This window comes from Kitasatospora sp. NPDC032121, from assembly GCF_055580145.1.
The window spans coordinates 270,912-296,386 of the sequence record NZ_JBVILX010000007.1 but is presented as its reverse complement, the minus strand read 5'-3'; the positions used below and the strand labels follow the sequence as shown (position 1 = coordinate 296,386).

The 25,475-nt window shown below is 73.2% G+C and carries 27 protein-coding genes; 6 read left to right on the top strand and 21 right to left on the bottom strand.

What is annotated here, in order from left to right; translation table 11 throughout:
- Positions 1–12: 12 nt before the first annotated feature.
- From ACZ5OX_RS20705 to ACZ5OX_RS20690, 4 genes are all read right to left on the bottom strand, one after another.
- Positions 13–1,731 carry an ABC transporter substrate-binding protein gene (locus ACZ5OX_RS20705; RefSeq protein WP_465631774.1) on the bottom strand — a complete coding sequence of 573 codons (1,719 nt, stop codon included), beginning with the start codon at positions 1,729–1,731 and terminating at the stop codon, positions 13–15.
- 147 nt (positions 1,732–1,878) lie between these two features.
- Positions 1,879–1,971 (bottom strand): Ms4533A family Cys-rich leader peptide, encoded by a 93-nt coding sequence (locus tag ACZ5OX_RS20700; protein WP_317620150.1) that lies wholly within the window; start codon positions 1,969–1,971, stop codon positions 1,879–1,881.
- A gap of 249 nt (positions 1,972–2,220) precedes the next feature.
- Positions 2,221–2,493, bottom strand: a complete 273-nt coding sequence (locus tag ACZ5OX_RS20695) for a hypothetical protein (RefSeq protein WP_465631772.1) — start codon at positions 2,491–2,493, stop codon at positions 2,221–2,223.
- Complete coding sequence (locus tag ACZ5OX_RS20690) at positions 2,490–3,662, bottom strand: inorganic phosphate transporter (RefSeq protein WP_465631770.1); 1,173 nt, start codon at positions 3,660–3,662, stop codon at positions 2,490–2,492. The genes ACZ5OX_RS20695 and ACZ5OX_RS20690 overlap by 4 nt, the downstream gene beginning before the upstream one ends.
- Positions 3,663–3,892: 230 nt before the next feature.
- On the opposite strand from ACZ5OX_RS20690, the gene ACZ5OX_RS20685 reads away from it, so the two are divergent.
- Positions 3,893–4,624 carry a DUF7873 family protein gene (locus ACZ5OX_RS20685; protein WP_465631768.1) on the top strand — a complete coding sequence of 244 codons (732 nt, stop codon included), beginning with the start codon at positions 3,893–3,895 and terminating at the stop codon, positions 4,622–4,624.
- Between the two features lie 475 nt (positions 4,625–5,099).
- Here ACZ5OX_RS20685 and ACZ5OX_RS20680 read toward each other — a convergent pair whose 3' ends face one another.
- Complete coding sequence (locus ACZ5OX_RS20680) at positions 5,100–5,318, bottom strand: hypothetical protein (protein WP_392877486.1); 219 nt, start codon at positions 5,316–5,318, stop codon at positions 5,100–5,102.
- Between the two features lie 117 nt (positions 5,319–5,435).
- On the opposite strand from ACZ5OX_RS20680, the gene ACZ5OX_RS20675 reads away from it, so the two are divergent.
- The 3 genes from ACZ5OX_RS20675 (at position 5,436) to ACZ5OX_RS20665 (ending at position 8,314) form a co-directional block, all read left to right on the top strand.
- A complete protein-coding gene (locus tag ACZ5OX_RS20675) occupies positions 5,436–6,527 on the top strand; it encodes a DUF5937 family protein (RefSeq protein ID WP_465631767.1) in 1,092 nt (363 codons plus the stop codon).
- A gap of 177 nt (positions 6,528–6,704) precedes the next feature.
- Positions 6,705–7,265 carry a pyridoxamine 5'-phosphate oxidase family protein gene (locus ACZ5OX_RS20670; RefSeq protein ID WP_465631765.1) on the top strand — a complete coding sequence of 187 codons (561 nt, stop codon included), beginning with the start codon at positions 6,705–6,707 and terminating at the stop codon, positions 7,263–7,265.
- A 92-nt stretch (positions 7,266–7,357) separates the two neighbouring features.
- Entirely contained in the window at positions 7,358–8,314 is a 957-nt protein-coding gene (locus ACZ5OX_RS20665) for a helix-turn-helix transcriptional regulator (protein ID WP_465631763.1), read from the top strand.
- Between the two features lie 16 nt (positions 8,315–8,330).
- Here the strand turns inward: ACZ5OX_RS20665 and ACZ5OX_RS20660 are convergent, their stop codons facing one another.
- Positions 8,331–8,966: a hypothetical protein gene (locus tag ACZ5OX_RS20660; protein WP_465631761.1), complete on the bottom strand. Its 636-nt coding sequence runs from the start codon at positions 8,964–8,966 to the stop codon at positions 8,331–8,333.
- 398 nt (positions 8,967–9,364) lie between these two features.
- Between ACZ5OX_RS20660 and ACZ5OX_RS20655 the strand changes: the two genes are divergently transcribed.
- On the top strand, positions 9,365–10,051 hold the full coding sequence (locus ACZ5OX_RS20655; protein WP_465631759.1) for a carboxylesterase family protein: 687 nt from the start codon (positions 9,365–9,367) through the stop codon (positions 10,049–10,051).
- Positions 10,052–10,145: 94 nt separating this feature from the next.
- Here ACZ5OX_RS20655 and hypE read toward each other — a convergent pair whose 3' ends face one another.
- From hypE to ACZ5OX_RS20580, 15 genes are all read right to left on the bottom strand, one after another.
- Positions 10,146–11,201: a hydrogenase expression/formation protein HypE gene (gene hypE, locus ACZ5OX_RS20650; protein ID WP_465631895.1), complete on the bottom strand. Its 1,056-nt coding sequence runs from the start codon at positions 11,199–11,201 to the stop codon at positions 10,146–10,148.
- A 73-nt stretch (positions 11,202–11,274) separates the two neighbouring features.
- Positions 11,275–12,426 carry a hydrogenase formation protein HypD gene (gene hypD, locus ACZ5OX_RS20645; protein ID WP_465631757.1) on the bottom strand — a complete coding sequence of 384 codons (1,152 nt, stop codon included), beginning with the start codon at positions 12,424–12,426 and terminating at the stop codon, positions 11,275–11,277.
- On the bottom strand, positions 12,423–12,716 hold the full coding sequence (locus tag ACZ5OX_RS20640) for a HypC/HybG/HupF family hydrogenase formation chaperone (RefSeq protein ID WP_465631755.1): 294 nt from the start codon (positions 12,714–12,716) through the stop codon (positions 12,423–12,425). Before ACZ5OX_RS20640 ends, hypD begins: the two co-directional genes overlap by 4 nt.
- Before the next feature lie 6 nt (positions 12,717–12,722).
- Positions 12,723–15,035: a carbamoyltransferase HypF gene (hypF, locus tag ACZ5OX_RS20635; protein WP_465631753.1), complete on the bottom strand. Its 2,313-nt coding sequence runs from the start codon at positions 15,033–15,035 to the stop codon at positions 12,723–12,725.
- Positions 15,032–15,841 (bottom strand): hydrogenase nickel incorporation protein HypB, encoded by an 810-nt coding sequence (hypB, locus tag ACZ5OX_RS20630; RefSeq protein WP_465631751.1) that lies wholly within the window; start codon positions 15,839–15,841, stop codon positions 15,032–15,034. Before hypB ends, hypF begins: the two co-directional genes overlap by 4 nt.
- Before the next feature lie 5 nt (positions 15,842–15,846).
- A complete protein-coding gene (gene hypA, locus ACZ5OX_RS20625; RefSeq protein ID WP_465631749.1) occupies positions 15,847–16,227 on the bottom strand; it encodes a hydrogenase maturation nickel metallochaperone HypA in 381 nt (126 codons plus the stop codon).
- Between the two features lie 134 nt (positions 16,228–16,361).
- Positions 16,362–16,466: a DUF6893 family small protein gene (locus ACZ5OX_RS20620; RefSeq protein ID WP_449806780.1), complete on the bottom strand. Its 105-nt coding sequence runs from the start codon at positions 16,464–16,466 to the stop codon at positions 16,362–16,364.
- Complete coding sequence (locus tag ACZ5OX_RS20615) at positions 16,460–16,969, bottom strand: hydrogenase maturation protease (protein WP_449806779.1); 510 nt, start codon at positions 16,967–16,969, stop codon at positions 16,460–16,462. Before ACZ5OX_RS20615 ends, ACZ5OX_RS20620 begins: the two co-directional genes overlap by 7 nt.
- Positions 16,966–18,333, bottom strand: coding sequence for a hypothetical protein (locus tag ACZ5OX_RS20610; protein ID WP_465631747.1), 1,368 nt, complete (start codon positions 18,331–18,333; stop codon positions 16,966–16,968). The genes ACZ5OX_RS20615 and ACZ5OX_RS20610 overlap by 4 nt, the downstream gene beginning before the upstream one ends.
- Positions 18,330–18,971, bottom strand: coding sequence for a DUF6084 family protein (locus ACZ5OX_RS20605; protein ID WP_465631745.1), 642 nt, complete (start codon positions 18,969–18,971; stop codon positions 18,330–18,332). The genes ACZ5OX_RS20610 and ACZ5OX_RS20605 overlap by 4 nt, the downstream gene beginning before the upstream one ends.
- Entirely contained in the window at positions 18,968–19,615 is a 648-nt protein-coding gene (locus ACZ5OX_RS20600; protein WP_465631743.1) for a DUF5947 family protein, read from the bottom strand. Before ACZ5OX_RS20600 ends, ACZ5OX_RS20605 begins: the two co-directional genes overlap by 4 nt.
- Positions 19,612–20,079 (bottom strand): thioredoxin, encoded by a 468-nt coding sequence (locus ACZ5OX_RS20595; protein WP_465631741.1) that lies wholly within the window; start codon positions 20,077–20,079, stop codon positions 19,612–19,614. The genes ACZ5OX_RS20600 and ACZ5OX_RS20595 overlap by 4 nt, the downstream gene beginning before the upstream one ends.
- Complete coding sequence (locus ACZ5OX_RS20590; protein WP_465631739.1) at positions 20,076–21,863, bottom strand: nickel-dependent hydrogenase large subunit; 1,788 nt, start codon at positions 21,861–21,863, stop codon at positions 20,076–20,078. The genes ACZ5OX_RS20595 and ACZ5OX_RS20590 overlap by 4 nt, the downstream gene beginning before the upstream one ends.
- A 132-nt stretch (positions 21,864–21,995) precedes the next feature.
- Positions 21,996–23,051, bottom strand: a complete 1,056-nt coding sequence (locus tag ACZ5OX_RS20585) for an NADH-quinone oxidoreductase subunit B family protein (protein WP_465631737.1) — start codon at positions 23,049–23,051, stop codon at positions 21,996–21,998.
- Between the two features lie 133 nt (positions 23,052–23,184).
- On the bottom strand, positions 23,185–24,873 hold the full coding sequence (locus ACZ5OX_RS20580) for an enoyl-CoA hydratase-related protein (RefSeq protein ID WP_465631735.1): 1,689 nt from the start codon (positions 24,871–24,873) through the stop codon (positions 23,185–23,187).
- Positions 24,874–25,021: 148 nt separating this feature from the next.
- On the opposite strand from ACZ5OX_RS20580, the gene ACZ5OX_RS20575 reads away from it, so the two are divergent.
- On the top strand, positions 25,022–25,453 hold the full coding sequence (locus ACZ5OX_RS20575) for a GNAT family N-acetyltransferase (RefSeq protein WP_465631733.1): 432 nt from the start codon (positions 25,022–25,024) through the stop codon (positions 25,451–25,453).
- Positions 25,454–25,475: the final 22 nt, after the last annotated feature.

The following is a 25,475-nucleotide window of genomic DNA, read 5'->3' as shown; positions in this document are numbered from 1 at the left end:
CCGTTCCGGCCGCTACTTGACCGCGACCTGGGAGATGTCCAGCACGCCGGTCCAGTCGCTGATCACGATGTTGCGGACGTCCTTGCCGGACAGCCGCTTGTACACGGGGTGGTACAGCGGGACGGTCAGGGCCTGGTCGCCGATGCGCTTGTCCAGGGCGCCCCAGCGCTTGGCGGCCTCGGCGTGGTCGGTGATCTTGTTGATCTGGTCGATCTCGTCGTTCACCGAGGGGTCGTTCAGCTGCGCGGTGTTGAAGTTGGAGCCGTCGGTGACGATCTGCCGGCCGTCGAAGATCGGCGCCAGGAACGGGCCGCCGGACGGCCAGTCGGCGCCCCAGCCGGTGAGGAAGAGACCGGGCTCGGTGCCGACGCCGTGGATCGTCTTGGAGTACCTGGTGGAGTCCAGGGGCTCCAGCTGGACGGTGATCCCGGCCGCCTTCAGCCCGTCCTGGACGGCGGTGGCCACGTCCGGGCCGTAGGCCTTGCCGGTCGCGGTGGAGTGGGTGAGCGTGATGGTCAGGCCGTCCGGGTAACCGGCCTCCTTCAGCAGCTCCTTGGCCTTCTCCGGGTTGCCGGTGGCGCCGGCCGGGAACGGGTCGTACGGCGTGTACCCGAAGGTCTCCTGGTTGGGCAGGAAGGTGGTGGCGGGCTCGGCGAGCGAGGAGCCGCCGACGGCGTTGACCACCGAGGTGCGGTTGATCGCGTAGGCGACGGCCTGCCGGACCTTGGGGTCGTCGAAGGGCTTGACCTTGGGGTTGAACGCCAGGTAGTTGACGAAGCCGAAGTGGCCGGTGCCGACCCGCGCGGCGAGGGCCTTGTCGTCCTTGACCTGGGCGAGTTCGGAGGGGCCGAGGTTGGTGTCGGTGGTGACGGCGGCCGCGTCGGCCCCGGTGCTCGCGGTGAGCCGCTGGTTGATCACCGCCGGGTCGAGCCCGGACTGCACGTCGACGGTGTCGGGGTACGCCTTGCGCTGATCGTCCGTCGCCGCCGACCAGTTGGGGTTGCGCTTGAGGACGAGGTGCGTGCCGTCGTTCTCGTTCTTGACGACCTGGTAGGGGCCGGAGGAGACGGGGTGGTCCTGGTACTTGGTCCCGGTGTCCTTGGCCTTCGGGACGGGCGCGAACTGCGTCTGGGTGGCGAGGTAGGGGAAGTCACCCTCGGGCTTGTTGAGGCGGAAGACGATGGTCTTCTCGTCCGGCGTCTCGATGGCGTCCAGGGTGCGGCCGTCCTTGTACGGGCCCTGGTAGTCGGCGGCGCCGACCAGCCAGTCCCTCAGGAACGGTGCGCCACCGGAGAGTTCGGGCGCGAATGACCTCTCGATGCCGTACTTGATGTCGGCCGTGGTGATCGGCGAACCGTCTTCGAACTTCAGGCCGTCCTTGAGGTGGTACGTCCACACCGTGGCGCCCTCCGAGGGGGTGCCGGTGTCGGTGGCGAGGTCGGGGACGACCTTGGTGCCGGCCGCGCCGTCGACCCGGTTGCGGGTGGTGAGGGTGCGGAAGACCAGGGAGGGGACGTTGCCGCCGCCGGAGGTGTAGAGCCGTGCGGGGTCGAACTGGTCCTGCGGGAGCTGGTTGAGGACGGTGAGGGTGCCGCCCTGCTGCGGTGCGGCGTCCTTGCCGGTGCCACCACCGCCGTCGGCCTTCGGTCCGCACGCCGCCAGTCCGACGACGAGCGCGGCGGTGACGGTCGCCAGGGCGAGGCGGCGAGGGGTGAAGGTGGTTCGAGACATCGGAAAGGGAGCCTTTCGCTACCGATGGTGTACGGAGGAAGGCGGGCGACAGTGAGGCCTCGGGAAGATGGAGCGGCACCGCGCCCGCGGGAAGGGGCGACGCCCCGAAGCGCGGCGATCACCGCGAAGGCTTCGGGACAGGCGGATTCAGCGACAGAGATTGTCGGAAACGCAGTGCGCGGCCACGCCGATCAGCGCCAGCTCAATGGCGGCGCACTCGATCGGGTGACGGTCAGACATGCCGAGAAGACTGTATGACTTTAAGCGGAATGTCAAAACTCCGGATTCGCTCCCCCCTCCGAGGAACGACCGTCAGGGATTTCCGGGCCGAGGTTCAGCGGGGCGGCTGCGACCCGGCAGGAGCACTCGGCCGGGCCCGGGCCGCCTCGGTGTCGCCGACGGCCTGCCGCAGCCGCAGGGCCCCCTCGTGAGCGGGCAGCACCTCGCGGTACTCGCCGAGGTGGTGGTGGATGAACCGGCCCCGGGCGCTCAGCTGTGGTTGACGATGATGGAGATGCCCCAGCCGATCGCGGCGAGGATCACCGCGAAGCACACGGCGGCGACGGTGACGCCGAACGCCCCGGCCCTGGCGCGTGGCGCCCCGACCGCACCCCCGGCCCCGCCCCCGACCGGTCCGACCGGCCCGACCGGGGGGTAGAGGGCACGCACACCGACGGCGAACACCGCGGGCAGGCCGGCGCCGGCGAGGAAGCCGACCACCACGATCTTCAAGACCGCGTTCAGATCGATCCAGGGGTTCACGAGGCCACCTCGTCGGTGTGGGCCGGCTCGTCGACGACGGGCTCGGGGACGACCGAGCCCGTCCAGGCGGCATTGACGTTCTCCGGCGTGACGGCCGGGTGGCGGGACGCGGCGTAGAAGGCGACCGAGGCCGCCACCAGCACGATGAAGACGACCACCACACCGACGGTGCCGCCGATCCCGTCGGCGGCCCAGTAGGCCAACGCCCCGACCAGCCCCGCGGCCGGGAGGGTGAGCGCCCAGGCCACCACCATGCGGCGGGCGATGTTCCACCGCACGACCGCGCCGCTCCTGCCGACCCCCGATCCGAGGATCGACCCGGTGGCGACGTGAGTGGTCGAGAGCGAGTAGCCGAAGTCGGCGGAGCAGAGGATGACGGCGGCCGAGGCCGACTCGCTGGCCATCCCCTGCGGCGGTTCGATCTCCACCAGCCCCTTGCCCAGGGCCCTGATGACCCGCCAGCCACCGATGTAGGTGCCCAGGGCGATGGCCGTGGCGCAGGAGGCGATCACCCAGTCCGGCGCCTTCGCCCCGGCGTGCAGCGTTCCGTTGGCGATCAGGGCCAGGGTGATGACGCCCATGGTCTTCTGCGCGTCGTTGGTGCCGTGGGCGAGCGAGACCATGCAGGCCGAACCGACCTGGCCGCCGCGGAAGCCGCGCGTCCGCGAGCCTTCGGCGACGCCGCGGGTCACGCGGTACACGAGGTAGGTGCCGAGCGCGGCCACCGACCCGGCGATGACCGGCGACAGCGCGGCCGGCACGATCACCTTGGAGACGAGGCCCTGCCACTTGACGGCCGACGCCCCGGCCGCCGCCATGGTCGCCCCGACCACGCCGCCGACCAGCGCGTGGGAGGAACTGGACGGGATCCCGGCGTACCAGGTCGCCAGGTTCCACAGGATGCTGCCGGTCAGGCCCGCCACGACCACGGTCAGCGTCACGTCGGCACTCTGCACCAGGCCGCCGGCGATCGTGGCGGCGACCGCGGTCGACAGGAACGCGCCCACCAGGTTCAGTACCGCCGAGACCCCGACCGCCACGCGCGGCGGGAGGGCTCCGGTGACGATCGAGGTCGCCATGGCGTTGCCGGTGTCGTGGAAGCCGTTGGTGAAGTCGAAACCCAGCGCGGTGACCACCACCAGCGCCAGAACTACGTCGTTGCCGGTCACGCGGACGAACCTAGCCCGCGCACCGCCGCCCACCCGCGCTCCCACCACCGGGGCGGACCGCGAACCGCGAGGCTCCATCCGATCGGCCCAGCACGCCGCGCAAGCGGCGAGGAGCGCCCGTACGGCCCCCGGCCGCCGGGGTCCGACCGGAGCCCCGGACCTCCACCGGGCCGGCGCCCGGTCAGTAATTCGGTGTCGCTGGTCAGTTCGATCCTGCTAGCGTCCCGGACGTGGCAAAGCTGAACCAGATCATCGCCGTCGAAAAGGGCGTCAAGTCCAAGTCCTTCCAGGAGCTGACCCAGGCCCACCAGGACCTGCAGAAGCCCGCGCTGCTTGCGGGGATCTCCCGCACCTACCAGCCCAAGGACGAGGAGGGCGAGCAGCTGCCGCCGGAGTCCACCCGCGTGCAGATGAAGGCCGAGGACATCCTGCGCTCCACCGCGCAGACCCTCACCCGGCTCTTCGACGTGACGGCCACCAAGGACTGGGCCAACGTCGGCGCCGCCGCCGACGTGGTGGTGGACGGCCAGGTCCTCCTCGCCCGGGTGCCGGTGCCGTACCTGCTCTTCCTGGAGAAGCAGCTCACCGACCTGTTCACCTTCGTGAAGAAGCTCCCGGTGCTGGACGCCTCCGAGTCCTGGAACCTCGACCCGTCCACCGACTCCTGGAAGACCGAGCCGGTGCGCACCATCCGGACCAAGAAGGTGCCGCGCAACCACGTCAAGGCCGAGGCCACGGACAAGCACCCGGCCCAGGTCGAGGTCTACTACGAGGACGTCGCGGTCGGCTACTGGACCACGGTCAAGTTCTCCGGCGCGTTGCCGGCCCGCCGGGTGAACGAGCTGGCCGAGCGGGTGGAGAAGCTCCAGCAGGCGGTCAAGTTCGCCCGCGAGGAGGCCAACGCCACCGAGGTCACCGACCAGCGGGTGGGTGACGCCGTCTTCGGCTACCTCTTCCGGTAGCCTCCTGATCGCCCGTCCGGGGAGCCGGGCGGGTGCACCGAGCGCCGAGGCTCCTGTCCGGGGAAACCGGGCGGGTGCGGCTGCGCGGTGCGAAAAGCTGACACTGATGTTGAAGCTGACCAGGGGTCACAGTGGAGGTTCGAGTCCTCCCCCCGGCACCACCGGCCGGGGTAGCCCAAGCAGGCAGAGGCAGACCCCGTGAATCTCAGACTCTCGCTCCAGTCTCAGCATTCGCCGCCGAACACCGGATCGACCGGGTGTGGACGACCATCGACGAATGCAGGTTCGAGTCCTGTCTGTGCCGCTCCGTGGCACGGTAGTTCAAAGGCAGAACGCGTCGATTTCAATCTGATCCGCGACCCTTCAACGTGCCGGTGTGCGCAACTGGGCGGCAACAAGGGACCCGGGAGCAGGCTACGCTCCCGGGTCCTCCAGCGTTCCCGACGCGGTCCCGAACGCCCCCTCTGAGGAGCGGCTAGCACGCCCCGGCCCGCCGCCGGCGGCGCAGGGCCAGCCGGAGGGCCAGGCGGAGCCGGCCGGTGGTCGGGCGGCCGGCGAGGACGGCTTCGAAGCGGCGGTGGTCGCGGGCCGCGCGCAGCACCGCGACGTCGTGGGTACCGGGAGCGGGCGGAGCCGGCTCGTCGTGCTGGGCGGCCCGGTAGCTGTCGAAGAGGTGCTGGTGCAGTGCGTTCATGCGCCCACCGTGCACCCCGGCCGCCCCACGAGTCCCGTCGATTGACGACCCCCGTCAAATGACGGAACCACTCCCCCCGCCCGCCCCGGCCGCAGGGGCGCCAGGCACCATGGGCGGGTGAGCGTGACCATTGACATCACCGGACTGCCGCACGAGCGGATCATCTTCCGCCCCTCGCCCCTGGCCGAGCTGAGCAACGCGCTGCACGCGCTCGCCGAGCCCGCCCACCACGCCCGGCTGCACGCGTGGACGACGACGACCTCCGCCGCGCTCACCCCGGAACTGGCCGACCGGCTGCTCGAGGCCGACTTCATGTGGCGCTCGACCCGCTCCGACTTCCTGATGCCGCCCCAGCCCCGGGAGACCCTCGCCGAGGAGCTCGACGACCTCGACCGCATGGACGACGAGAAGTTCGTGGGCGCGGCGCTGGAGATCTCGTGCAGCACCAGCCACTACCCCAGGGGCCTGCCCTCGCCGCTGGTCGACGAGTGGTCGCGGCGCCGCGCGCTCGACCTGGCGGCGGCCCGCGGCCCGCGCCAGGCGGCCTTCGTCGAGCGGATGCTCGCCGAGCCCACCGCCACCCGCGCCTGGATCCGGCGGCTCCTGGAGGACTGCGACCAGGCGTTCTTCGCCGACACCTGGCGCCGGGTCCGCGTCCAGCTCGCCGCCGACGCCCAGCACAAGACCGAGTTGCTGCGCCGCAAGGGGCTGGCGGAAGCGCTCAGGGCGGCGTCACCCGCGATGAGCCTGGAGGAGGACGAGCACGGCAGCCGCATCGTCGTCGACAAGCTGCTCCACGGCCGCACCGACGCCCGGGGCACCGCCGTCACACTGCTGCCGACCGTCTTCGGCTGGCCGCACCTCTTCACCCTCTACGGGCCGGGCTGGCAGCCGGTGATCCAGTACCCGGCCGCCGCCCACGAGGTCGGCGGCACCGAGTCCGTGAAGACGGTCAAGCTGCGCCTGGACGCGCTGACGCATCCGATGCGGATGAGTCTGTGCCGCAACCTCGCTCGCGGCGCGTACTCGACGAGCGAGCTGGCCGACGCGTACGGCATCACCGCGCCGGAGGTCTCCCGCCATCTCGCCGTCCTGAAGAAGGCCGGGCTGGTCATCACCCAGCGCCGGGGCCGCTACGTCCTCCACCAGCTCGACATCCCGGTCGTGACGCGGCTCGGCAGCGACTTCCTGGAGTCCGTGCTGCGGTAGGGAGGGCCGGGCGGCAGGCGGGGCGGTCGTTCCGGGAGAGGTCCGTCCGGAAAGATCCGTCCGGAGAGGTCCGTCCGGGAATCACGACAGAGGATGTCGGGATTGGCCGGGATAGTGGGGTTCACCGGCCGGCGTCGTGGTGGCGCCGGGCCGGACACCGCACAGACAAGGACCCCCATGCGCGAAACACCCGACGAGCTCCGCCGGCTCCAGGCCCTCCTCGACGCCTCGCTCTCCCGCTCCACCGCGCACCTGCGGTCGATCATCAGCAGCGAGAGCACGCTCACCGCCGAGCAGCTCACGCGCGTGCTCACCGGCATGTGCACGCTGGCGCTGTCGACCGTGACGGCGAAGGGCGAGCCGCGGATCAGCGGCGCGGACGGGCACTTCCTGCACGGGAAGTGGCACTTCGGCACCGCACGAGGTGCCGCCAAGGCCCGGCACCTCGCCGCCCGGCCCGCCGCCAGCGTCGCGCACATGCGCGGGGAGGACCTGGGCGTGTTCACCCACGGCACCGTGGAGATCCTCAACCCCCACGACGGCGAGCCGGCCGCCGACTGGCCGGACCTGCTCGCGTACTTCCGGGACTTCTACGGCGCCGACGCCTTCGACTGGGACAACGACGTGGTCTACTACCGGCTGCACCCGCAGTGGATGACCGTGTTCGCCCCCGACTACGCCAAGCTCGTCGGGAAGACGGACGAGACGGACGAGACGGACAAGGCCGACGAGACATAAGCCCGCCTGTCGGACCCACCCGTGAGAATGGTGACGGCACCGCCTCCGGACCACGGGGCGCGCGACGACGACGGACGATCGGAGGGAACGACGTGCGGGCAAGCCGGGCCATCGCGCTGCTGCTGCTCCTGCAGTCCCGGCGGACGATGACCGCCGCGGAACTCGCCGCCGAGCTGGAGGTCTCCGAGCGCACCGTCCAGCGGGACGTCGCCGCCCTGGCCGAGGCCGGCATCGCGGTGTACGCGGAACGCGGCCGCGACGGGGGCTACCGGCTCGTCGACGGCTACCGCACCCGTCTCACCGGCCTCGACCGGGCCGAGGCCGAGGTCCTGCACCTGGCCGGGCTGCCGGGCCCGCTGCGCGACATGGGCCTGGCCGGGCAGGCCCGCGCCGCGCGCCTGAAGGTCGCCGCCGCCCTGGGCGACGCCCCCGCCGCCGCCACCCGGCGCTTCCACCTCGACGCACCGGCCTGGTTCCGCGACGCCGCGGCCCCTCCGCTCCTCGCCGAGGTGTCACGCGCCGTGTGGGAGGACCGCGTCCTCCACGCCCGCTACGCCGCGCGCGGCGGCACCCGGGAGCGCCGGCTGGAGCCGTACGGCCTGGTCCTGAAGGCCGGGCAGTGGTACCTCGTGGCGCGCGGCCCGTCCGGCCGGTTCGGCTCGTACCGGGTCGACCGCTTCGAGACCGCCGAGGCCGGCGACGAACGGTTCGAACGCGACCCCGAGTTCGACCTCGCCGACCACTGGGCCGCGGCGGCACGGGAGTTCACCCGCGCCATGCTGCGCGAGCGGGCGGTGGTGCGCCTGAGCCCGCTCGCCGTCGAGAACCTCGCCGTCCTGCTGGAACCGACCGCCGCCTCCGACGCCCTCGCCACGGCGGGCTCCCCGGACGCCGACGGCTGGGTCACCGTGACCCTGCCGATCGAGTCCTGGGAGATCGGCTACTTCGAACTCCTCCGCCTCGGCCCGGAAGCCGAGGTCCTCCATCCACCCGAACTCCGCGCCCGCCTCACCGAAGCGACCCGCCGCGCCGCCGCCCTCTACACCTGACAGCGGGCCCGAAAGGTCACACGACGTGCCATGCCGGGTCCTCGCGAGGTCCGGCACCGAGGACGAGCAGCGCTTCCGCCGCGGCCGGATCGCCCGACTGCCGCGCGGACCTGCCGTAGGCACTCGCCGCGCGGCCGAGCGCGAGGAGCGCCTCCGCGCTCGCCGGCGCCGCCCGGCCCCCGCGGAGGCGGTCGGCCGCCAGCCGGGCGAGCCGGGCGATCGTCTCGCAGGCGCGGATCGACATGGTGCGCAGGAACTCCGCCACGCGCCGGTCGCGCAGGAGCCGGCCCGCCGCCTCGCCGGCCCGCGCGACGAGCGTCTGCCAGACCCGGGAGACCGCGTCACGCACCGCACGGAGCTGTTGCCACTCGGGGACACCGCGCAGGGCGAGGTCGTCCCGGTCCGCCTCGCGGAGCGCGGCGTTCACGGCCACCGCCGCGCCCCGAGCGCCCGAGTGCCCCGACACGCCGGCCGCCACCGCTTCCGACGCGTCGGGGAGCCCGGCGACGTGCTGCCACCGGGCCTGGAGCGCCTCCACGTCGGCCTCCAGAACGGCCCGCAGGCCGTCGCAGGCGTCGAGCTCCTCGGGCGCGACCTCCTCCCAGGCCTCGGCCACCTCACACAGCTGCGCCCTGAGGTCCGGTAGGTCCATGCCTTCCGCCGCCAACCGGCCCGTCGGCCGATCGATGATCAACTCACCACCCCACAGGGAAAGTTCGTCCACGGCCGCCGCTCCGACAACGACGTCCTCCCAGTCCGGTGAATTCAGTGGGCTCATACTCCGACTTCCGTACGACGAAGGGTCACGGCCGCCTCCCTGCCGCCACGCAGGACGGAGCGTCCGACGCGGACCACTCTCCCGAGGCGCTGAACGCACCTGGTGTAACACCTCTGTTCACCCCTGTCGACCGCCGCAATCCCGCTGTCAACCACCGCCCGGCCAAACCGCCCGCGAGAGTGCGCTGAACGGCGATGCCTTCGGGTCACCGGCGGGGTAGGGATGGCGGCGGGGCGGATCCGTCCCCTCGCCCGGCGCCCGTGAGGAAACCGATGTCCGCACCCTTCCAGCACCGCCGGTTCGCCGTCGACGACGACGGCAACGACCTGGGGTACCTGCTGTCGCTGCCGGACGGCTACCACGACGGGCCCGAGCCGTGGCCCCTGCTGCTCTTCCTGCACGGCGCGCTGGAGCGCGGCGAGGACCTGACGCTCCTGACCGCGCACGGGCCGGTGCGGCAGATCGCCGAGGGGGCGCGGCTGCCGTTCGTGGTGGTGGCCCCGCAGTGCCCGTCGCACAGTTCCTGGGTGGCGGAGCTGAGCGCCCTGGCCGGCCTGGTGGCGGAGGTGGAACGGGAGGTGCGGGTCGATCCGGACCGGCGGTACGTGACCGGCCTCAGCATGGGCGGCACCGGCTCCTGGGCGCTCGCCGCCCGCTACCCACACCGGTTCGCCGCCGCCGTCCCGGTCTGCGGCTCCTGGCTGCGGGAGTCCGCACCGCGGCTCACGGCCGTACCGGTGTGGACCTTCCACGGCGACGAGGACGAGGTCATCCCGGTCGCCCACACCGAACGGCTGGTCGACGCGCTGCGGGAGCTGGGCGGCCCGGTGCGGTTCACCCGCTACCCGGGGGTCGGCCACGACTCCTGGACGCGGACGTACGACGATCCCGAGGTCTACGGCTGGCTGCTCGCCCAGTCCCGCGGCCGCGGGCCCCTCCCGGCGGAACGGCCCGTGTGACCGCCCTGACGGACGCGCCGCGCCGAGCCGGGCACACGAACGCCGGTGCCGCCCCGGGGAGTAGTCCCCAGGGGCGGCACCGGCGTACGCGGCGTCAGCAGATCCGCGGCAGCTGCTCACCCATCGGCAGGTCGACCACCCGGGTGCCGCCGAAACCGGTCCGGGCGACGACCATCCCCGGGTGCTCCTCGACGCACTCGCCGATCACCACCGCCTCCGCGCCGAGCGGGTGGGCGCGCATGGCGGCGAGCACGGCGTCCGCGGAACCGCGCGGGACGAAGGCGACGAGCCTGCCCTCGTTGGCGATGTACATCGGGTCCAGGCCCAGCACCGCGCAGGCGTTGGCCACCGGCTCCGGAACGGGGACGTCGCGTTCGCCGATCACGACGCCGACCCCGGCGGCGACCGCGATCTCGTTGAGCGCCGCCGCCAGGCCGCCCCGGGTGGGGTCACGCAGCACGTGCAGGTCGGCGGTGGCCACGAGCATCGCCTCGACCAGGCCGCCGAGCGCCGCGCTGTCGCTGCGCACCTCGACGCCGAACTCCAGGCCCTCCCGGACGCTCATGATCGCCACGCCGTGCAGCCCGATCGGCCCGCTGACGATCACCACGTCACCGGGCCGGGCTCGCTGCGGCCGGATGTCGACCCCGGCCGGAACGAGCCCGAACCCGGCGGTGTTCAGGTAGACGCCGTCCCCGTGCCCGGCCTCGACCACCTTGGTGTCCCCGGTGGCGACCTCCACCCCGGCGGTACGTGCGGCGGTGCCGAGCGCCCGGGCGACCCGGTCCACCACGGCCATCTCCACCCCCTCCTCCAGGATGAAGCCGCAGGACAGGTAGGCCGCCCTGGCCCCGCTCATGGCGAGGTCGTTGACCGTGCCGTTGACGGCGAGGTCGCCGATGCAGCCGCCGGGGAAGAACAGCGGCCGCACCACGTAGGAGTCGGTGGAGAAGGCGAGCCGGGCGCCGCCCAGCTCCAGCACGGCGGAGTCGCCGAGTCCGGCGAGCACCGGGCCGCCGAAGGCCGGCGCGAAGAGGTTCTGCACCAGCTCGGCGGACAGCGCCCCGCCGCCGCCGTGGCCCATCACCACCCGGGGGTGGTCGCGCAGCGGCAGCGGGCAGCTCCAGCCGGAGAAGTCCGGCCGCCCGATGGGAAGTTCACCGGGAAGTTCACCGGGATGTTCGCCGAGCAGTTCGGTGCGCGGTTCGGTGCGCAGTTCGATGTCAGCCAACGCGACCCGCCTCCCGGGGCTGCTGGGCCTCCCGGCCCCGGACGGACGTGTCCGGCACGCCCAGCCGCCGGTACAGGTAGTACGCCGCGCACGCCCCCTCGCTGGACACCATCGTGGCGCCGAGCGGTGCGCGCGGGGTGCAGACGGTGCCGAAGGCCTCGCACTGGTGGGGCTTCAGCAGCCCCTGCAGCACCTCGCCGCTGCGGCACGCGGCGGGTTCGCGGGTGGTGATCCCCGCGACGTCGAAGCGGTGCTCGGCGTCGTGGTCCCGGTAGCGGGGCGAGAGCCGCCAGCCGCTGAGCGGGATCACCCCGATGCCCCGCCAGGAGCGGTCGGCCACCTCGAACACGTCCTCCAGCATCGCGCGGGCCGCCGGGTTGCCCTCGGGGCGGACGGCCCTCGGGTAGGCGTTGTCGACGGTGTGCTCCCCGCGTTCCAGCTGCCGTACGGTCCGCCGGATGCCCTCCAGGATGTCCAGCGGTTCGAAGCCGGTGACGACGATCGGCACCCGGTGGCGCTCGGCCAGCGCCGGGTACTCGGCGGTGCCCATCACGCTGCAGACGTGCCCGGCGGCGAGGAAGCCCTGGACCCGGCAGTCCGGCGAGTCCATGATGGCGTCGATCGCGGGGGGCACCCGGACGTGGGAGACCAGCATGCTGAAGTTGCGCAGCCCCTGCTTCCTGGCCAGGTGGACGGCCATGGCGTTCGGCGGGGCGGTGGTCTCGAAGCCGATGCCGAAGAAGACCACCTCCTTGTCCGGGTTCTCCCGGGCGATCCGCAGCGCGTCGAGCGGCGAGTACACCACCCGCACGTCGCCGCCCTCGCCGCGGACCCGGAACAGGTCCCGGTCGGTGCCGGGCACCCGCAGCATGTCCCCGAAGGAGCAGAAGACCACCCCGGGCCGGGCCGCGATCGCCAGCGCGCGATCGATCGCCTCCAGCGGGGTGACGCACACCGGGCACCCCGGGCCATGGATCAACTCAACCTCGTCCGGCAGGAGTTGGTCGATGGCGTGGCGGATGATGCTGTGTGTCTGGCCGCCGCAGACCTCCATCAGCGCCCACGGCCTGGTGACCGTCGCCCTGATGTCGGCGAGCAGCCCGGCCGCCAGCTCGGGGTTGCGGAACTCCTCCAGGTACTTCACCGTCCGGCCTCCTCAGCCTCTCCCGCCGCTCTGGCGGCTTCCCACGGGTCGCCGAACTCCTCCTGCAACAGCCCGAGTTCCTCGAAGAGGGCGAGGGTGCGCCGGGCCGACTCCTCGTCCAGGCGCTGCAGCGCGAAACCCACGTGGACGATCGCGTAGTCCCCCACCGCCAGGTCGGGCAGGTACTCCAGGCAGACGTCCTTGACCACGCCGCCGAAGTCCATCACCGCCATCCTGGTCCCGTCCCGCTCCCCGATCTCCGTCACCCTGCCGGGCACCGCCAGGCACATCCGCTCTCACTCCTCCCGGATGGCCGACGACCGGGCGGCCACCATCAGCTGGCCCAGCGCCAGCCCTCCGTCGTTGGGCGGCACCCGGCGGTGCCGCAGTACGGTGAAGCCGTCCTCCCCGAGCCCGCTCGCACAGGCCGAGGAGAGCAGCGCGTTGGCGAAGACCCCGCCGCTGAGCGCCACGGTGGTAGTGCCGTGCCGCTCCCGGACGGCCGCGCAGATCCGCCGGACCAGCTCGGCCACCGCGTGGTGGAAGCGGACGGCGACCAGCCCGGCGGGGGCTCCCGCGATCACGTCGGCCACCACGGCGGCCAGCACCGGCGAGGGGTCGGCGATCCAGCCGTCCGCCCGCTCCGACAGGCCGAACGCGTAGCCGCCGGTCCGCACGAAGGCGCAGGCCGCCGCCTCCAGTTCGATCGCCGCCTGGGCCTCGTACCCGGCCCGCTGGCAGACCCCGGCGAGCGCGGACACCGCGTCGAACAGCCGCCCCATGCTGGAGGTCGGCACGCAGTTCAGTCCGCGCTCCAACTGCCGCTCCAGCAGGGCGAGTTCATCCTCCGCGCAGGCGCGGACCGGTGGCAGCTGGGGCAGCCAGGGCAGCCCGGCCGCGCGCAGGTGGGCGAGCGCCGTCCGGTACGGGCGCTCGACGGCCGCGTCGCCGCCCGGCAGCGGCACGTACTCGAGGTGGGCGAGGCGGCGGAACCCGTCGTAGTCGGCCAGCAGCACCTCGCCGCCCCAGATCGCACCGTCCTCGCCGTAGCCGGTGCCGTCGAAGGCCACCCCGAGCACCGGCCGGCCGCCGTCCAGGCCGTGTTCGGCCATCACCGCGGCGATGTGGGCGTGGTGGTGCAGCACCCGGTGCACCGGCCGGCCGGCGGCGGTCCGCTCGGCGTGCCGCAGCGAGCGGTAGCCGGGGTGCCGGTCGGCGACCAGCAGTTCGGGCCGTACGCCGCTGACCGTGCCGAGTTGCTCGACCGCCCGGTCGAAGGCCCGCAGGGTGGCCAGGTCGTCCATGTCGCCGATGTGGCCGGACAGCCAGGCGTAGCCGTCCCGGGCGAGGGCGAAGGTGTTCTTTAGGTCGCCGCCGACGGCCAGCGCGGGGCGGACGGGCACCGGCAGCGGGACCGGCAGCGGCGCGTACCCGCGGGAGCGGCGCAGCGGCAGCTGCTCGCCGTCCACCACCCGCACCACCGAGTCCTCGCAGGGGACGTGGATCGGCCGGTCGTGGGTGAGCCAGCCGTCGACCAGCGGGGCGAGCCGCTCCAGTGCCTCCCGGTCCTCGGTGACGATCGGCTCGCCGGAGAGGTTGGCGCTGGTCATCACCAGCAGGTCCGGCCCGGGGGCGGCGACCAGCAGGTGGTGCAGCGGCGTGTACGGGAGCATCACCCCGAGGTCGGGGCTGCCCGGCGCGAGCCCCTCGGGCACCGGCAGGCCCCTGCGGCGGAGCAGGACGATCGGCTTCACGGGCCCGGTGAGCAGTTCCCGTTCGACCGGGTCGACGGGCAGCAGGTGCTCGACGGTGGCGAGGTCGCGGGCCATCACGGCGAAGGGCTTGTCGCCGCGCCGCTTGCGCCGGCGCAGCAGGGCGACGGCCGCGGCGTCGCGGGCGTCGCAGGCGAGGTGGTAGCCGCCGATGCCCTTGACGGCGAGGATCGCGCCGTCGGCGAGCAGCCGCCGGGCCGCGGTGAGGGCCTGTTCCCCGTCGAGGTCGGGGCGTCCGGGCACGGTCAGCGCGAGCCTGGGCCCGCAGGCGTGGCAGGCGACGGGCTGGGCGTGGAAGCGGCGGTTCGCGGGGTCGGTGTACTCCCGGGCGCAGTCCGGGCACATCGGGAAGCCGGCCATGGTGGTGTTGGCCCGGTCGTAAGGGAGGCCGGTGACGATGGTGTGCCGGGGGCCGCAGTTGGTGCAGCTGATGAAGGGGTGCCGGTGGCGGCGGTCGGCCGGGTCGGCGAGTTCGGCGAGGCAGTCGGCGCAGACGGCGGTGTCGGGCGGGATCAGGGTGGTGCGGGGGCCGTCGGTGCGGGAGGGGACGATCCGGAAGCCGGTGGCGCCGGTGACGGCGAGCGGCGCGTGTTCCACCGAGTGCACCTGGGCGAGCGGCGGCGCGTCCCCGGCCACCCGTCGGCAGAAGGCCGCGAGGGCGTCCGGGCTACCCTCGATCTCGACCAGGACGCCCTCGCCGGTGTTGGTGACGGTGCCGGCCAGTCCGAGTTCACCGGCCAGCGTGTGGACGAACGGCCGGAAGCCGACCCCCTGCACCAGGCCGCGGACGGCGACCCGCCGCCGCTCGCGGTCGAGCCCGGGGTGACCGGCCGTCACGCGTCCTCCCCCACGGCGGAGTGGCCGTGGTGGTGCCCGTGCCCGTGTGCGTGTTCGGGCTCGTGCCCGTGCCTGTGCCCATGGTCGTGGTCGTGCTCGTGCCCGTGGTCGTGCGGCGCCGGCGCCGACATCACCGGCCGGTGCGGCTCGGTCCCGTCCAGCACGGCCAGCGCCCGGTCCAGCAGCGCCCCGACGCCCGCGCCCGTCCGGGCGGAGGTGTGCAGCACCGTCACCCCGGGGTTGACCCGCTGGACGTTCGCCAGGAACGCCGACTCGTCGAACTCGGCCGCCTCGGCGAGGTCGGCCTTGGTCACCAGCACCAGGTTGGCCAGCCCGAAGGCCGTCGGGTACTTGAGCGGCTTGTCCTCGCCCTCGGTCACCGAGGCCAGCACCACCCGCAGCGTCTCGCCGAGGTCGTAGGAGGCCGGGCAGACCAGGTTGCCGACGTTCTCCACGAACAGCAGCCGGCACTCCGCGGGCAGCCAGCCGTCCAGGTGCCCGGCGAGCATCCGCGCCTCCAGGTGGCAGAGCCCGTCGGTGAGCACCTGCTTCACCGGGGCGCCCGAGCAGGCCAGCCGGCGGGCGTCGTTCTCGGTGGCGAGGTCGGCGGTGAGCGCGGCGACCGCCACCCCGCGCCGCCGGGCGAGGGTCAGCTCGGCCTCCAGCAGCGCGGTCTTCCCGCTGCCGGGGCTGGACAGCAGGTTCACCGCGACCGTGCCCCGCTCCGCCAGCGTCGCCCGCAGCCGGCGGGCGCTGTCGTCGTTGCGGGCGAGGACCGCCTGACGGAGGTCGACCGTGCGGCACATCGGCATCAGCCTTTCTGTTCGGCCCGGACGCCGGGGCTCCGTGACCACTCGACGTCGAGGATCTGCAGTTCACGGCCGGACAGCAGCTCCACGCCGCCACCGCCGCCGCAGCCGGGGCAGCCGAGGTCCGGCGGCATGCCGACCGCCCACTCGACCGCGCAGGGGGTGCAGCGGGCCCGGGCCGGGACGGGCTCGGTGTCCAGCACGGCGCCCGCCACCAGCGTTCCGGCGCAGGCCAGTTCGAAGCAGAAGTCGAGGGCCTCGGGCACCACACCGGCCAGCTCGCCCACCCGCAGGCGCACCCGCGCCACCCCGGGGGCCCCGTGCTCGCGCGCGGCCGTGTCCACCTGCTCGACGACGGCCTCGGCGATCGACATCTCGTGCATGGGTCCCCTTCCCGGAGCGGGCGGCAACGCGCCCCATTACAGGGCGCGGTGGCGGCGTCGGCCCGAAGCCGCGCCGCCACCGGGTGCGGGGCTGCACCGTTCGCAGCAATCCGCACCGCACGGGTCGTCCCCGGTCACATCCGGGAGATGTGCAGGTACCGCTTGATGTCCGGCAGGCTCTGCCAGAGCAGTGCGCCGATCCCCGCCAGCAGGGCGGCGCAGAACAGTTTCCTCAGCATGGTGTCGTCTCCTTCTCCGGTTGCGCGGCCTCGTCCACGACGCGCAGGACCATTCGGACCGCCTCCTCCACGGCGGCGGCGACGGGCTCGCTCAGCCCGATGCCCTCCTCCAGCGAGGCCGGCTCGCAGCCGACCACCAGCACCCGTTCGGGCGGCTCGCCGCCGGTGCCGGCGGCGAGCGTGGCGAGCAGGGCCAGTACGGCGTCCGGCCCCATCCGGTGCCCGTCCAGGACCGGTACCTCCAGCGGCTGTTCGGCGTCCGCCTCGATCAGGTAGACGGTGCCGGGCGCTCCGCCGCGACAGGTGGCGTCCACCAGGACGGCGGTGCGGTGGCCGTCGAGCAGCCGGTACGCCAGGTCCACGCCGCGCACGCCGACGTCGACCAGTTCGACACCGGCCGGCAGCGGGTGGGCGGCCAGCCGCCGGACGGTCTCGACGCCGAAGCCGTCGTCGCCGAGGAAGATGTTGCCCACCCCGGCGACCAGCACCGTGGCGCCCGTCACGACTCCTCCAGCGGTGTGACCTCGTCGGGTTGGAAGTAGCGGAAGCGCCCCTGGGCGCGCCACAGGTCGGCGCCCGGGTCGTCCTCGACCGTGACGGCCAGGTGCACCGAGCCGTCGACGTCGTGCAGCACCGCCTCCACGATGCCGGTGCGCCCGTCCAGGAAGAGGTCCTGGGCGTCGGTGCGCCGCCGGCCCGGCCGCAGCAGCACCCGGCTGCCGGCGCCGACCTCCCGGCCGTCGACCAGCACCCGGTCCCGCTCGGGGTCGACCCCCGGGTCGTCGCCCGGGTCCCACCACGGCTGTTCGGCCCCTCCGGCGCGGCCGGTGACCTCGCGCAGCCCGCGGATGGCCCCGTGCAGCCGCTCCAGCACCTCGGGCGGCATGGACTCGGCCAGGTCGATCACCGCGCCGGCCCGCTCGTCGGTGCCGCGGGCCTCCCGTTTCTCCTCCTCGGTCAGGGCCGCCGTCCGCAGCGCCAGGATCTCGTCGATCTCGGTGGCGTCGTACAGGGTGCCGAGGCTCTCGGGGGCGATCCGCGGGTGGTCCTCCAGGATGATCGGCGAGGACAGCACGACGCCGCACTCGCCGTCCGGTCCGACCAGCACCGGCCAGGTGCGGTCGTTGCGGCACCGCTCGACGGCCGGACGGGCCCACTCGGGCGGGTCGGTGACGGACAGGAAGCGGCCGTGCTCGAGCCCGAGCAGCAGGTGGGCGGAGACCAGTGAGCGCGGCAGCGCCTGGTCGCGGGTGGCCCGCCGGGGCGGCGTCCAGTCGGAGGTGTTCTCCACCTCGACGGTCAGCCGCCGCGCCAGGTACGGGCCGGGCACGTCCTCGGCCCGCAGCCAGACCAGGCCGTCGACCTGTTCGCGTCGCCGCACCAGCCGGCCGACGACCTTGCCGTCCTCGCGCACCAGCCCGGTCTCGCCGACGCCCGGCAGCCGGAACGGCCGCTGCACCCCGTCGCCTTCCAACTCCTCGACCGGAATGAGGAGTTCGATTCGCTCCTCGACGCCCTCGTCCCACTCGACGAGGTCCCGGTCGGCCAGCGCCAGCCGCTCGACCGACTCGAAGCCGGCCCCGGTGGCCCGCTCGACGGTGCGCCGCTGGACCCGCAGGAAGCGCAGCTCGACCGCCAGCAGGTCCCCGCCGCGCGCCTCCATCACGCACTCGGTGCGCTGGTGGGAGTGCTCGCCGCCCTGCACGGTGTACTCGGGCGGCACCAGGACGCCGAACTGCCAGCGCAGCCGGTTCTTGGCCGCCGAGGCGCGGTACGGGTAGAGCACGTAGCCCTCCAGCAGCACCGCGTCGGCGATCTGCCGGGCGGCCGCGAAGCCGCGCTCGATCCGCTCCGGGAAGCCGCTCACCGGACCGTCCCCTCGATCGCCGCCGCGAGCAGCTCGCGCACCGTCGCCTCCCAGGAGGGCAGGGCCCGCCGGGAGCGGTAGGCCAGCAGCTCGTCCATCACCTCGTCCGGCAGCCGCAGCCAGCCGCTGCCGGGGAAGTGCCGGTCGATCGCCTCCCGCCAAACCGCGACCGGCATCCGCACCCTGGCCTCCCGGTCCCAGGGCACCGGGCTGACCTGGAACCCGGCGGGGCCGGCGAAGACGGTGCCGGAGAAGAGCAGCAGCAGCGGCACCTCCCCGCCGTCCAGCGCCCGGAAGTAGCGGGCCGAGGCGACGTCCTGGTCGTAGGTGCAGGGCACCGCGAGGTCGATCTCCGTCCCGCCGGTGAAGCCGGGCACCAGCAGCGGCACGGTGGCGAACTGGACCGGGTTGAGCGTGGTCGCCCAGCGCTCCCGGCCGCCGAACAGGTCGGCCAGCCGCTCGCCCTCGGCGTCGCCGTACGGCCGGCGGCCCGGTTCGATCCGCAGCTGGCACTGGAGGGCGAGGGCGTGCACCCGGGTGTCGGCCGACGCGATGATCCGCAGCCGGAACACCAGGGTCGGCCCGGCCGCGTACGGGTCGGAGCGCACGCCGGTGCAGGCGAAGGCGAGCGCCGTCACGCCGTCACCTCCGCGGGCAGCGGGCGGGCCCGCTCGGCCAGCCGCGCGAAGAACGCGTCGAGTTCGGCGCGTGCCTCGGCGCCGCCGTCGAAGCCGTGCCAGCACCGCCGCAGCCGGCCGACCAGTTCGTAGCAGACGTCGATCGGCACCAGGAAGCACGCCACGCGCTCCTCGGTGCGGCGCAGCAGCAGCGCCTCCACGTCCGGCTCCAGGGCGTCGGCCAGCCGGCTGCCGCCGAGGGCGCGCCGCCAGGCCTGCTCGTCCAGCTCGCTCTCGGTGGCGCCGGCCGGGCCGGGGTAGAAGGCGAGGAGCTGGTCCAGCACGGTGTTGCGGAACAGGAAGGCGGTGCCGACCGGGATGCCCAGCACCGACCAGGCCTGCTGGTCCAACTCGCCGTCCGGGTCGGTGAGGTAGCGGTCCGGCACGCTGCGGTAGCGGCCGCCGGCCGCGCCCGGCTGCTGGAACAGCAGGCCGCAGGCGGTGCAGGCGCAGGCCAGGGCGCGCTCCTCGACGTCCACCAGGTGGCGGTGGCCCTCGGACAGGTCCCGGCCGCAGAACGCGCACTGTTCGGGGCGCGGCGGGGCCGGTTCGCGCAGCCGGTGCAGCAGGGCCGTGCCGTCGCGGGAGATCCGGCGGGTGTTCATCGCGCCTCCGCGGGCTGCGGCGGGCGGGTGCCGATCTGCAGCAGCTGGGGGGCGCGTTCCAGTTCCACGGACGTCACCTCGGGCGCGTGGCAGGCGAGGACGGCCTCCGCCTCCTGTTCGCCGCAGCCGCAGCCGGTGGCGGTGCGGCGCAGTCGCAGGACGCCGGTGGCCTGGTCGAAGCCGGCCACCTCGACCCGCTCGGGCAGGTTGGCGAGGGCCCGGTCGATCCGGGCGGGGAGGTCCTCGGGGTGCAGGTCGTGCAGGAGCAGCAGCCCGGCCACGGCCGGGTCGTCCAGCATCCGCTCCAGCGCGGGCGGGGGCAGCGCGGGGACCATCCGGGCCAGGCCCTGGCCGTAGAACTCCATGAGTTCCCTCACCAGTTGCTCGCCCGCCTGCTCGGCGCCGCTGCCGGCCAGGTCGTCCAGGGCCTGCTGGATCCGCTGCCCGGTCCGCTCGGCCGTCATGCGGTGAGCCCGCTCAGGCCGGTGGGCACGTGCATGGTCTGCACGGTGCGCCCGCCGCCGACGTACATGTGCACGCCGCAGGGCAGGCAGGGGTCGAAGCTGCGCACCGTGCGCATGATGTCGATGCCCTTGAAGGTGTCCGGGGGGTTCTCCTCGAAGATCGGGGTGTTCTGCACCGCGTCCTCGTACGGGCCCGGCGTGCCGTAGCTGTCCCGGACGCTGGCGTTCCAGGGGGTGGGCGGGTACGGGTGGTAGTTGGCGATCTTGCCGTCGCGGATCACCATGTGGTGCGAGAGCACGCCGCGCACGGCCTCGGTGAAGCCGCAGCCGATCGACTCGTCCGGCACCTCGAAGCGTTCCCAGGTCTGGCTGCGCCCGGCGCGGACCTCGTCGAGCGCCTTCTCGGCGAAGTGCAAGGCGGCGGCGGCCGCGTACGCCTGGAAGTAGGTGCGGGCGCGGTTGCGCTCGATGGCGTTGCTCCACTGCGGGATCTTCCACTCGAAGGTGACCTCGGGCTTGGTCATCGAGCGGGGCAGGTTGATCTGCACGCTGTGGCCGGTGGCCTTGACGTAGCCGATGTCGACCAGCCCGGACAGGGCGGTGGACCACAGCCGGGCGATCGGGCCGCCGCCGGTGTCGAGGGCGAGGTGCTCCTTGCCGTCGAACCAGCGCGGGGACATCACCCAGCTGTACTTGTCGTCGAAGTTGCGCTTCTGCGGGGCGGGGATGGTGTGCTGGTTCCACGGGTGCCGGGGGTCGACGGGGTTGCCCAGCGGGTCGTGGGTGACGAACAGGTCCTTGCCCTGCCAGTCCTCGTAGTAGGAGCTGCCGAGCAGGATGCGGATGCCCAGGTTGATCTGCGTCAGGTCGTTGGTGACGAGCTTGCCGTCGACCACGATGCCGGGGGTGACGAACATCCGCCGGCCCCAGTCCGTCATGTTGCGGTAGGTGAAGTCGCAGTGGTCCGGGTCGTTGAGGCTGCCCCAGCAGCCGAGCAGGACCCTCCTGCGGCCGACCTCCTCGTAGCCGGGCAGGGCCTGGTAGAAGAAGTCGAAGAGGTCGTCGTGCAGCGGCACGACCTTCTTCATGAACTCGACGTAGCGCATCAGCCGGGTCAGGTAGTCGGTGAACAGCTGCACCGTCGCGACCGTGCCGACGCCGCCCGGGTAGAGCGTGGAGGGGTGCACGTGGCGGCCCTCCATCAGGCAGAACATCTCCCGGGTGTACCGGCTGACCTGGAGCGCCTCGCGGTAGAACTCGCCCTCGATGGGGTTGAGCGAGCGCATGATGTCGGCGATGGTCCGGTACCCGTGGTCGCCGGCGTGCGGGGCCTCGGTGCGCTCGGCCTGCTCCAGGACGCCCGGGTTGGTCTCGCGGACCATCTTCTCGCAGTAGTCGACCCCGACCAGGTTCTCCTGGAAGATGTTGTGGTCGAACATGTACTCGGCGGCCTCGCCGAGGTTGATGATCCACTCTCCCAGGTGCGGGGGCTTCACCCCGTACGCCATGTTCTGGGTGTAGACGGAACAGGTGGCGTGGTTGTCGCCGCAGATCCCGCAGATCCGGCTGGTGATGAAGTGGGCGTCGCGCGGGTCCTTGCCGCGCATGAAGACGCTGTAGCCGCGGAAGACGGAGGAGGTGCTGTAGCACTCCGCGACCCTCTTCTGCTTGAAGTCGATCTTCGTGTGGATGCCCAGGCTGCCCACGATCCGGGTGATCGGGTCCCAGGACATCTCGGTCAGGCCGCTGCCGTCGCCGGCCGCCCTGGTGGTCGGAGTTGCCATCGTTGCTGTCGTGTCCTTGTCTCTGGGAGCGGGGCCCTCGGCGGGCGGGATCGGTGGGGTGCGGGGCCTCGGCGGGCCGGAGAGGGTCGGCGGCGGCCGCACACCGGGTGGTGTGCGGCCCTCCGGCGGTCGTCACCAGGGCGGTCGGTAGCCCGTGGTCAGGTGGCGGCCGGTGTGGCGCCACTTCGGTTCCTTGTCCAGGGTGTTCAGCGTGATCGCGCGCAGCCGGCGGATCAGCGCGCCGTACGCGCTGCTGGCGTTGGAGGAGACCCGGGAGCCGGGCGGCGGGTCCATGAAGGGCATGAACTTGTCCGGGAAGCCCGGCATGGTGCAGGCGATGCAGATGCCGCCCACGTTCGGGCAGCCGCCGATGCCGTTGGTCCAGCCGCGCTTGGTGACGTTGCACTTCACGACCGGGCCCCAGCAGCCGAGCCGCACCAGGCACTCGGGGGTGCCGTAGTCGGTGGCGAACTGGCCCTGCTCGTAGTAGCCGCCGCGGTCGCAGCCCTCGTGCACGGTGGCGCCGAACAGCCAGGCGGGCCGCAGCTTGTCGTCCAGCGGGATCATCGGCGCGGAGCCGGCCAGCTGGTACAGCAGGTAGGTGAGCGTCTCGGCGAAGTTGTCGGGCTGGATCGGGCAGCCCGGCACGCAGACGATCGGCAGTCCGGCCTTGGACTTCCAGTCCCAGCCGAGGTAGTCCGGCACGCCCATGGCGCCGGTCGGGTTGCCGGCCATCGCGTGGATGCCGCCGTACGTGGCGCAGGTGCCGATCGCCACCACGGCGGTCGCCTTGGGAGCGAGCCGGTCCAGCCACTCGCTGGTGGTGATGGGCTGACCGGTGGCGGGGTCGTCGCCGAAGCCGCACCAGTAGCCCTCCTTCTTGATCTTCTCGTTGGGGATGGACCCCTCGATGACCAGCACGAACGGCTCGATCTCGCCGCGGTCGGCCTTGAAGAACCACTCGACGAAGTTGTCCGCGCCCTGGACCGGGCCGCACTCGAAGTCGATCAGCGGCCAGTGCACCGCGACCTTGGGCAGGCCGGGCAGCGCGCCGGTGACGATCTCCTCGATGCTGGGCTGCATCGCCGCGGTCAGCGAGACGGAGTCGCCGTCGCAGCTGAGGCCCGCGTTGATCCAGAGAACGTGCACCACGTCGGTGTCGGTGGTTGCAGCTGTTGCAGCACCCATGAGGATGCCTCCTCGGGGATGGGAGCCGGAGGGAATGGCTCGAAAGCCAGTCATAGCAACGGTCCGGGCCGGGCGCCGGTCCGCGCGGCGCGAACCGGGGCCCGGGGAGGCAAGCCCGGCGGGGCCGTTCGGGTCATGCCCGCGCGGTCGGCCCCGTCGCTACCGGGCGCTTGTGGACGAACGCGGAACGCAGCGCGTGATACGGCGATTCGGGTGTGAAGAACTGCCGGTGCATCACCGCGAGTTCCTCCTCCCGGTACGCGTCGAGCGGTTTCGTCCGCTCGTCGGCCTCGCGCGCGGCCTTCTTCGCCGCGATCCGCTGCTGGGTGGTGGGCGAGGCGGCGAGCAGCCCGGCCAGGTGGGCCGCCCGCGGCCCGAACTCCTCGGGCCCGCAGGCGAGCACCCGGTCGACCAGGCCGATCCGCTCGGCGGTGGCCGCGGAGACCGGGAGGGCCTGGAGGGTCAGCCGCTCGGCCGCCGCCGCGCCGACCCGGCGCGGGAGGGTGTACGTCCAGTACTCCGACCCGTACAGCCCCATCAGCCGGTAGTGGGGGTTGAGGACGGAGCCGCCGCGGCACCACACCTCGTCCGCGGCCAGCGCCAGCATCACCCCGCCGGCCGCGGCGTTGCCCCCGACGGCGGCGACCACCAGCCGGTCGGTGGTGGTGAGCACCGCGTCGACCAGCTCGTCCATCCCGGTGATGTTGTCCCAGGACTCGACGGCCGGGTCCGCCGCGGCCTCGATCACGTTGAGGTGGATGCCGTTGGAGAAGAAGTCCCGGCCGCCGCCGAGCACCAGCACCGAGGTCGGGCGGGCGAGGGCGAAGCGGTAGGCCGCCAGCAGCCGGCGGCAGTGGCCGGTGGACATCGCGCCGCCGGGGTAGGAGAACCGCAGGAAGCCGACCGGGCCTTCCTCGCGGTAGCGCAGGTCCGACCAGACCGGGCCGTCCTCCTCCTCCGGCATCAGCGGCGCCGGCGCCTCCGGTAGGGCGGGCAGCAGGCCGCCGAGCGCCGTCACCGCGGGGAGCTTGACGCCCGCGGGGCCGCCGGGGGTGTGGCGGCGCAGTTCCGGGATCCACACCGCGCCGTCCACGGTGGCCCGGCAGAGGGCGCCGGCCCGGGTGGCGATCAGCTCGCCCGGGCGGCCGCGCAGCTCCGGCTCGCGGTGCCCGCCGTGCAGGTACCAGGTGCCGCCGCACAGTTCGTCGAGCACCCCGGGGCGGGAGTCCGCGGCGCGGAGCCTGCGCAGCACCTCCTCGGTGGGGTCGGTCGCCCAGTCGATCCGGCGCTCCTCCTGGCGCAGGACCGGCCGGGCGCGGACCGCGGCGCTCCAGCCGGGCCCGGACTGCGGCTGCGGCGCGTACGTGCCGGAGGCGAAACGCTCCACGGCGAGCAGCGCGGCCGCCACCGCCGCGTCGGCGACCTCGTTGCGGTACAGGTCGCTCTTGCCGTACTCGGGCAGCAGGCAGGGCGCCCAGGCCCAGACCGGGCCGGCGTCCATCTCCGCCTCAGCCTGGAGCACCGTCACGCCCCATGCGGTGCGGCCCTCCTGGATCGCCCGGTCGAGGGAGGAGGGGCCGCGGTCGCCGGGCGGTCCGGGGTGGACGACGAGGCAGGTGAGCCGCGACCAGAGCGTGCGGGGGATCGCCGTGCGGAGCATCGGCGCGAGCACCAGGTCGGGTTTCAGCCGGCCCGTCGTTTCGAGCAACTCCTCGTCATCACCGGCCAGTTGGACGTCCACGGTGTGGCACCGGTCGCGCAGTTCGGCGTGCAGCCGCTGGCTGAGGCTGTTGAACGCGCTGACGAGGAGAAGAATCCGCATGTCCGCCTCCGAGGGGGTGGGGCTCCGGGGAACCCGGCGATCATCACCTCCGCCTCCACGACCCCCCGCCCGGTCCGGCATGTCGCGCCGCGCGTTCACCCGAGCGGCCGGAGCCGGGCGGCAGGGCCGAGCGGGTAGCATGTAAGTCATGACTCCGATAAATGACCCTTACGAGCTTCGCCCCGGCGTGCCCACCGTCGAGGTCTTCCGCCGCCTGCGCACCGACGCCGGACTCTCCGACAAGGCACCCGAGGCGGTCGCGCTCGCCCTCCCCAACACCTGGTACGGCGTGGTCCTCCACCACGAGGGCGAGCCCGTCGGCATGGGGCGGATCATCGGCGACGGCGGCACCGCGTTCCAGATCACCGACATCTGCGTCCACCCCGCGCACCAGGGCCACGGCCTCGGCAAGCGCATCATGGCGGCACTCACCGAGGAGCTGGAACGCCGGGCCCCCGCCACCGCGTACGTCTCGCTGATCGCGGACGGCCCCGCGCGCTTCCTCTACGAGAAGTTCGGCTTCGCGGACACCGCCACCCACGACTCGATCGGCATGTACCGCCTGATGGAAGGCCGCTGACGCCCCACGCGCCGCCGGAGCG

Coding starts and splice junctions, on each gene's coding strand:
- ACZ5OX_RS20705 (WP_465631774.1), bottom strand. CDS start 1,731: ATGTCTCGAACCACCTTCACCCCTCGCCGCCTCGCCCTGGCGACCGTC.
- ACZ5OX_RS20700 (WP_317620150.1), bottom strand. CDS start 1,971: ATGTCTGACCGTCACCCGATCGAGTGCGCCGCCATTGAGCTGGCGCTG.
- ACZ5OX_RS20680 (WP_392877486.1), bottom strand. CDS start 5,318: ATGAACGCACTGCACCAGCACCTCTTCGACAGCTACCGGGCCGCCCAG.
- ACZ5OX_RS20670 (WP_465631765.1), top strand. CDS start 6,705: ATGCGCGAAACACCCGACGAGCTCCGCCGGCTCCAGGCCCTCCTCGAC.
- ACZ5OX_RS20660 (WP_465631761.1), bottom strand. CDS start 8,966: ATGGACCTACCGGACCTCAGGGCGCAGCTGTGTGAGGTGGCCGAGGCC.
- ACZ5OX_RS20655 (WP_465631759.1), top strand. CDS start 9,365: ATGTCCGCACCCTTCCAGCACCGCCGGTTCGCCGTCGACGACGACGGC.
- ACZ5OX_RS20640 (WP_465631755.1), bottom strand. CDS start 12,716: ATGTGCCTGGCGGTGCCCGGCAGGGTGACGGAGATCGGGGAGCGGGAC.
- hypB (WP_465631751.1), bottom strand. CDS start 15,841: ATGTGCCGCACGGTCGACCTCCGTCAGGCGGTCCTCGCCCGCAACGAC.
- hypA (WP_465631749.1), bottom strand. CDS start 16,227: ATGCACGAGATGTCGATCGCCGAGGCCGTCGTCGAGCAGGTGGACACG.
- ACZ5OX_RS20620 (WP_449806780.1), bottom strand. CDS start 16,466: ATGCTGAGGAAACTGTTCTGCGCCGCCCTGCTGGCGGGGATCGGCGCA.
- ACZ5OX_RS20600 (WP_465631743.1), bottom strand. CDS start 19,615: ATGAACACCCGCCGGATCTCCCGCGACGGCACGGCCCTGCTGCACCGG.
- ACZ5OX_RS20595 (WP_465631741.1), bottom strand. CDS start 20,079: ATGACGGCCGAGCGGACCGGGCAGCGGATCCAGCAGGCCCTGGACGAC.
- ACZ5OX_RS20590 (WP_465631739.1), bottom strand. CDS start 21,863: ATGGCAACTCCGACCACCAGGGCGGCCGGCGACGGCAGCGGCCTGACC.
- ACZ5OX_RS20585 (WP_465631737.1), bottom strand. CDS start 23,051: ATGGGTGCTGCAACAGCTGCAACCACCGACACCGACGTGGTGCACGTT.
- ACZ5OX_RS20580 (WP_465631735.1), bottom strand. CDS start 24,873: ATGCGGATTCTTCTCCTCGTCAGCGCGTTCAACAGCCTCAGCCAGCGG.
- ACZ5OX_RS20575 (WP_465631733.1), top strand. CDS start 25,022: ATGACTCCGATAAATGACCCTTACGAGCTTCGCCCCGGCGTGCCCACC.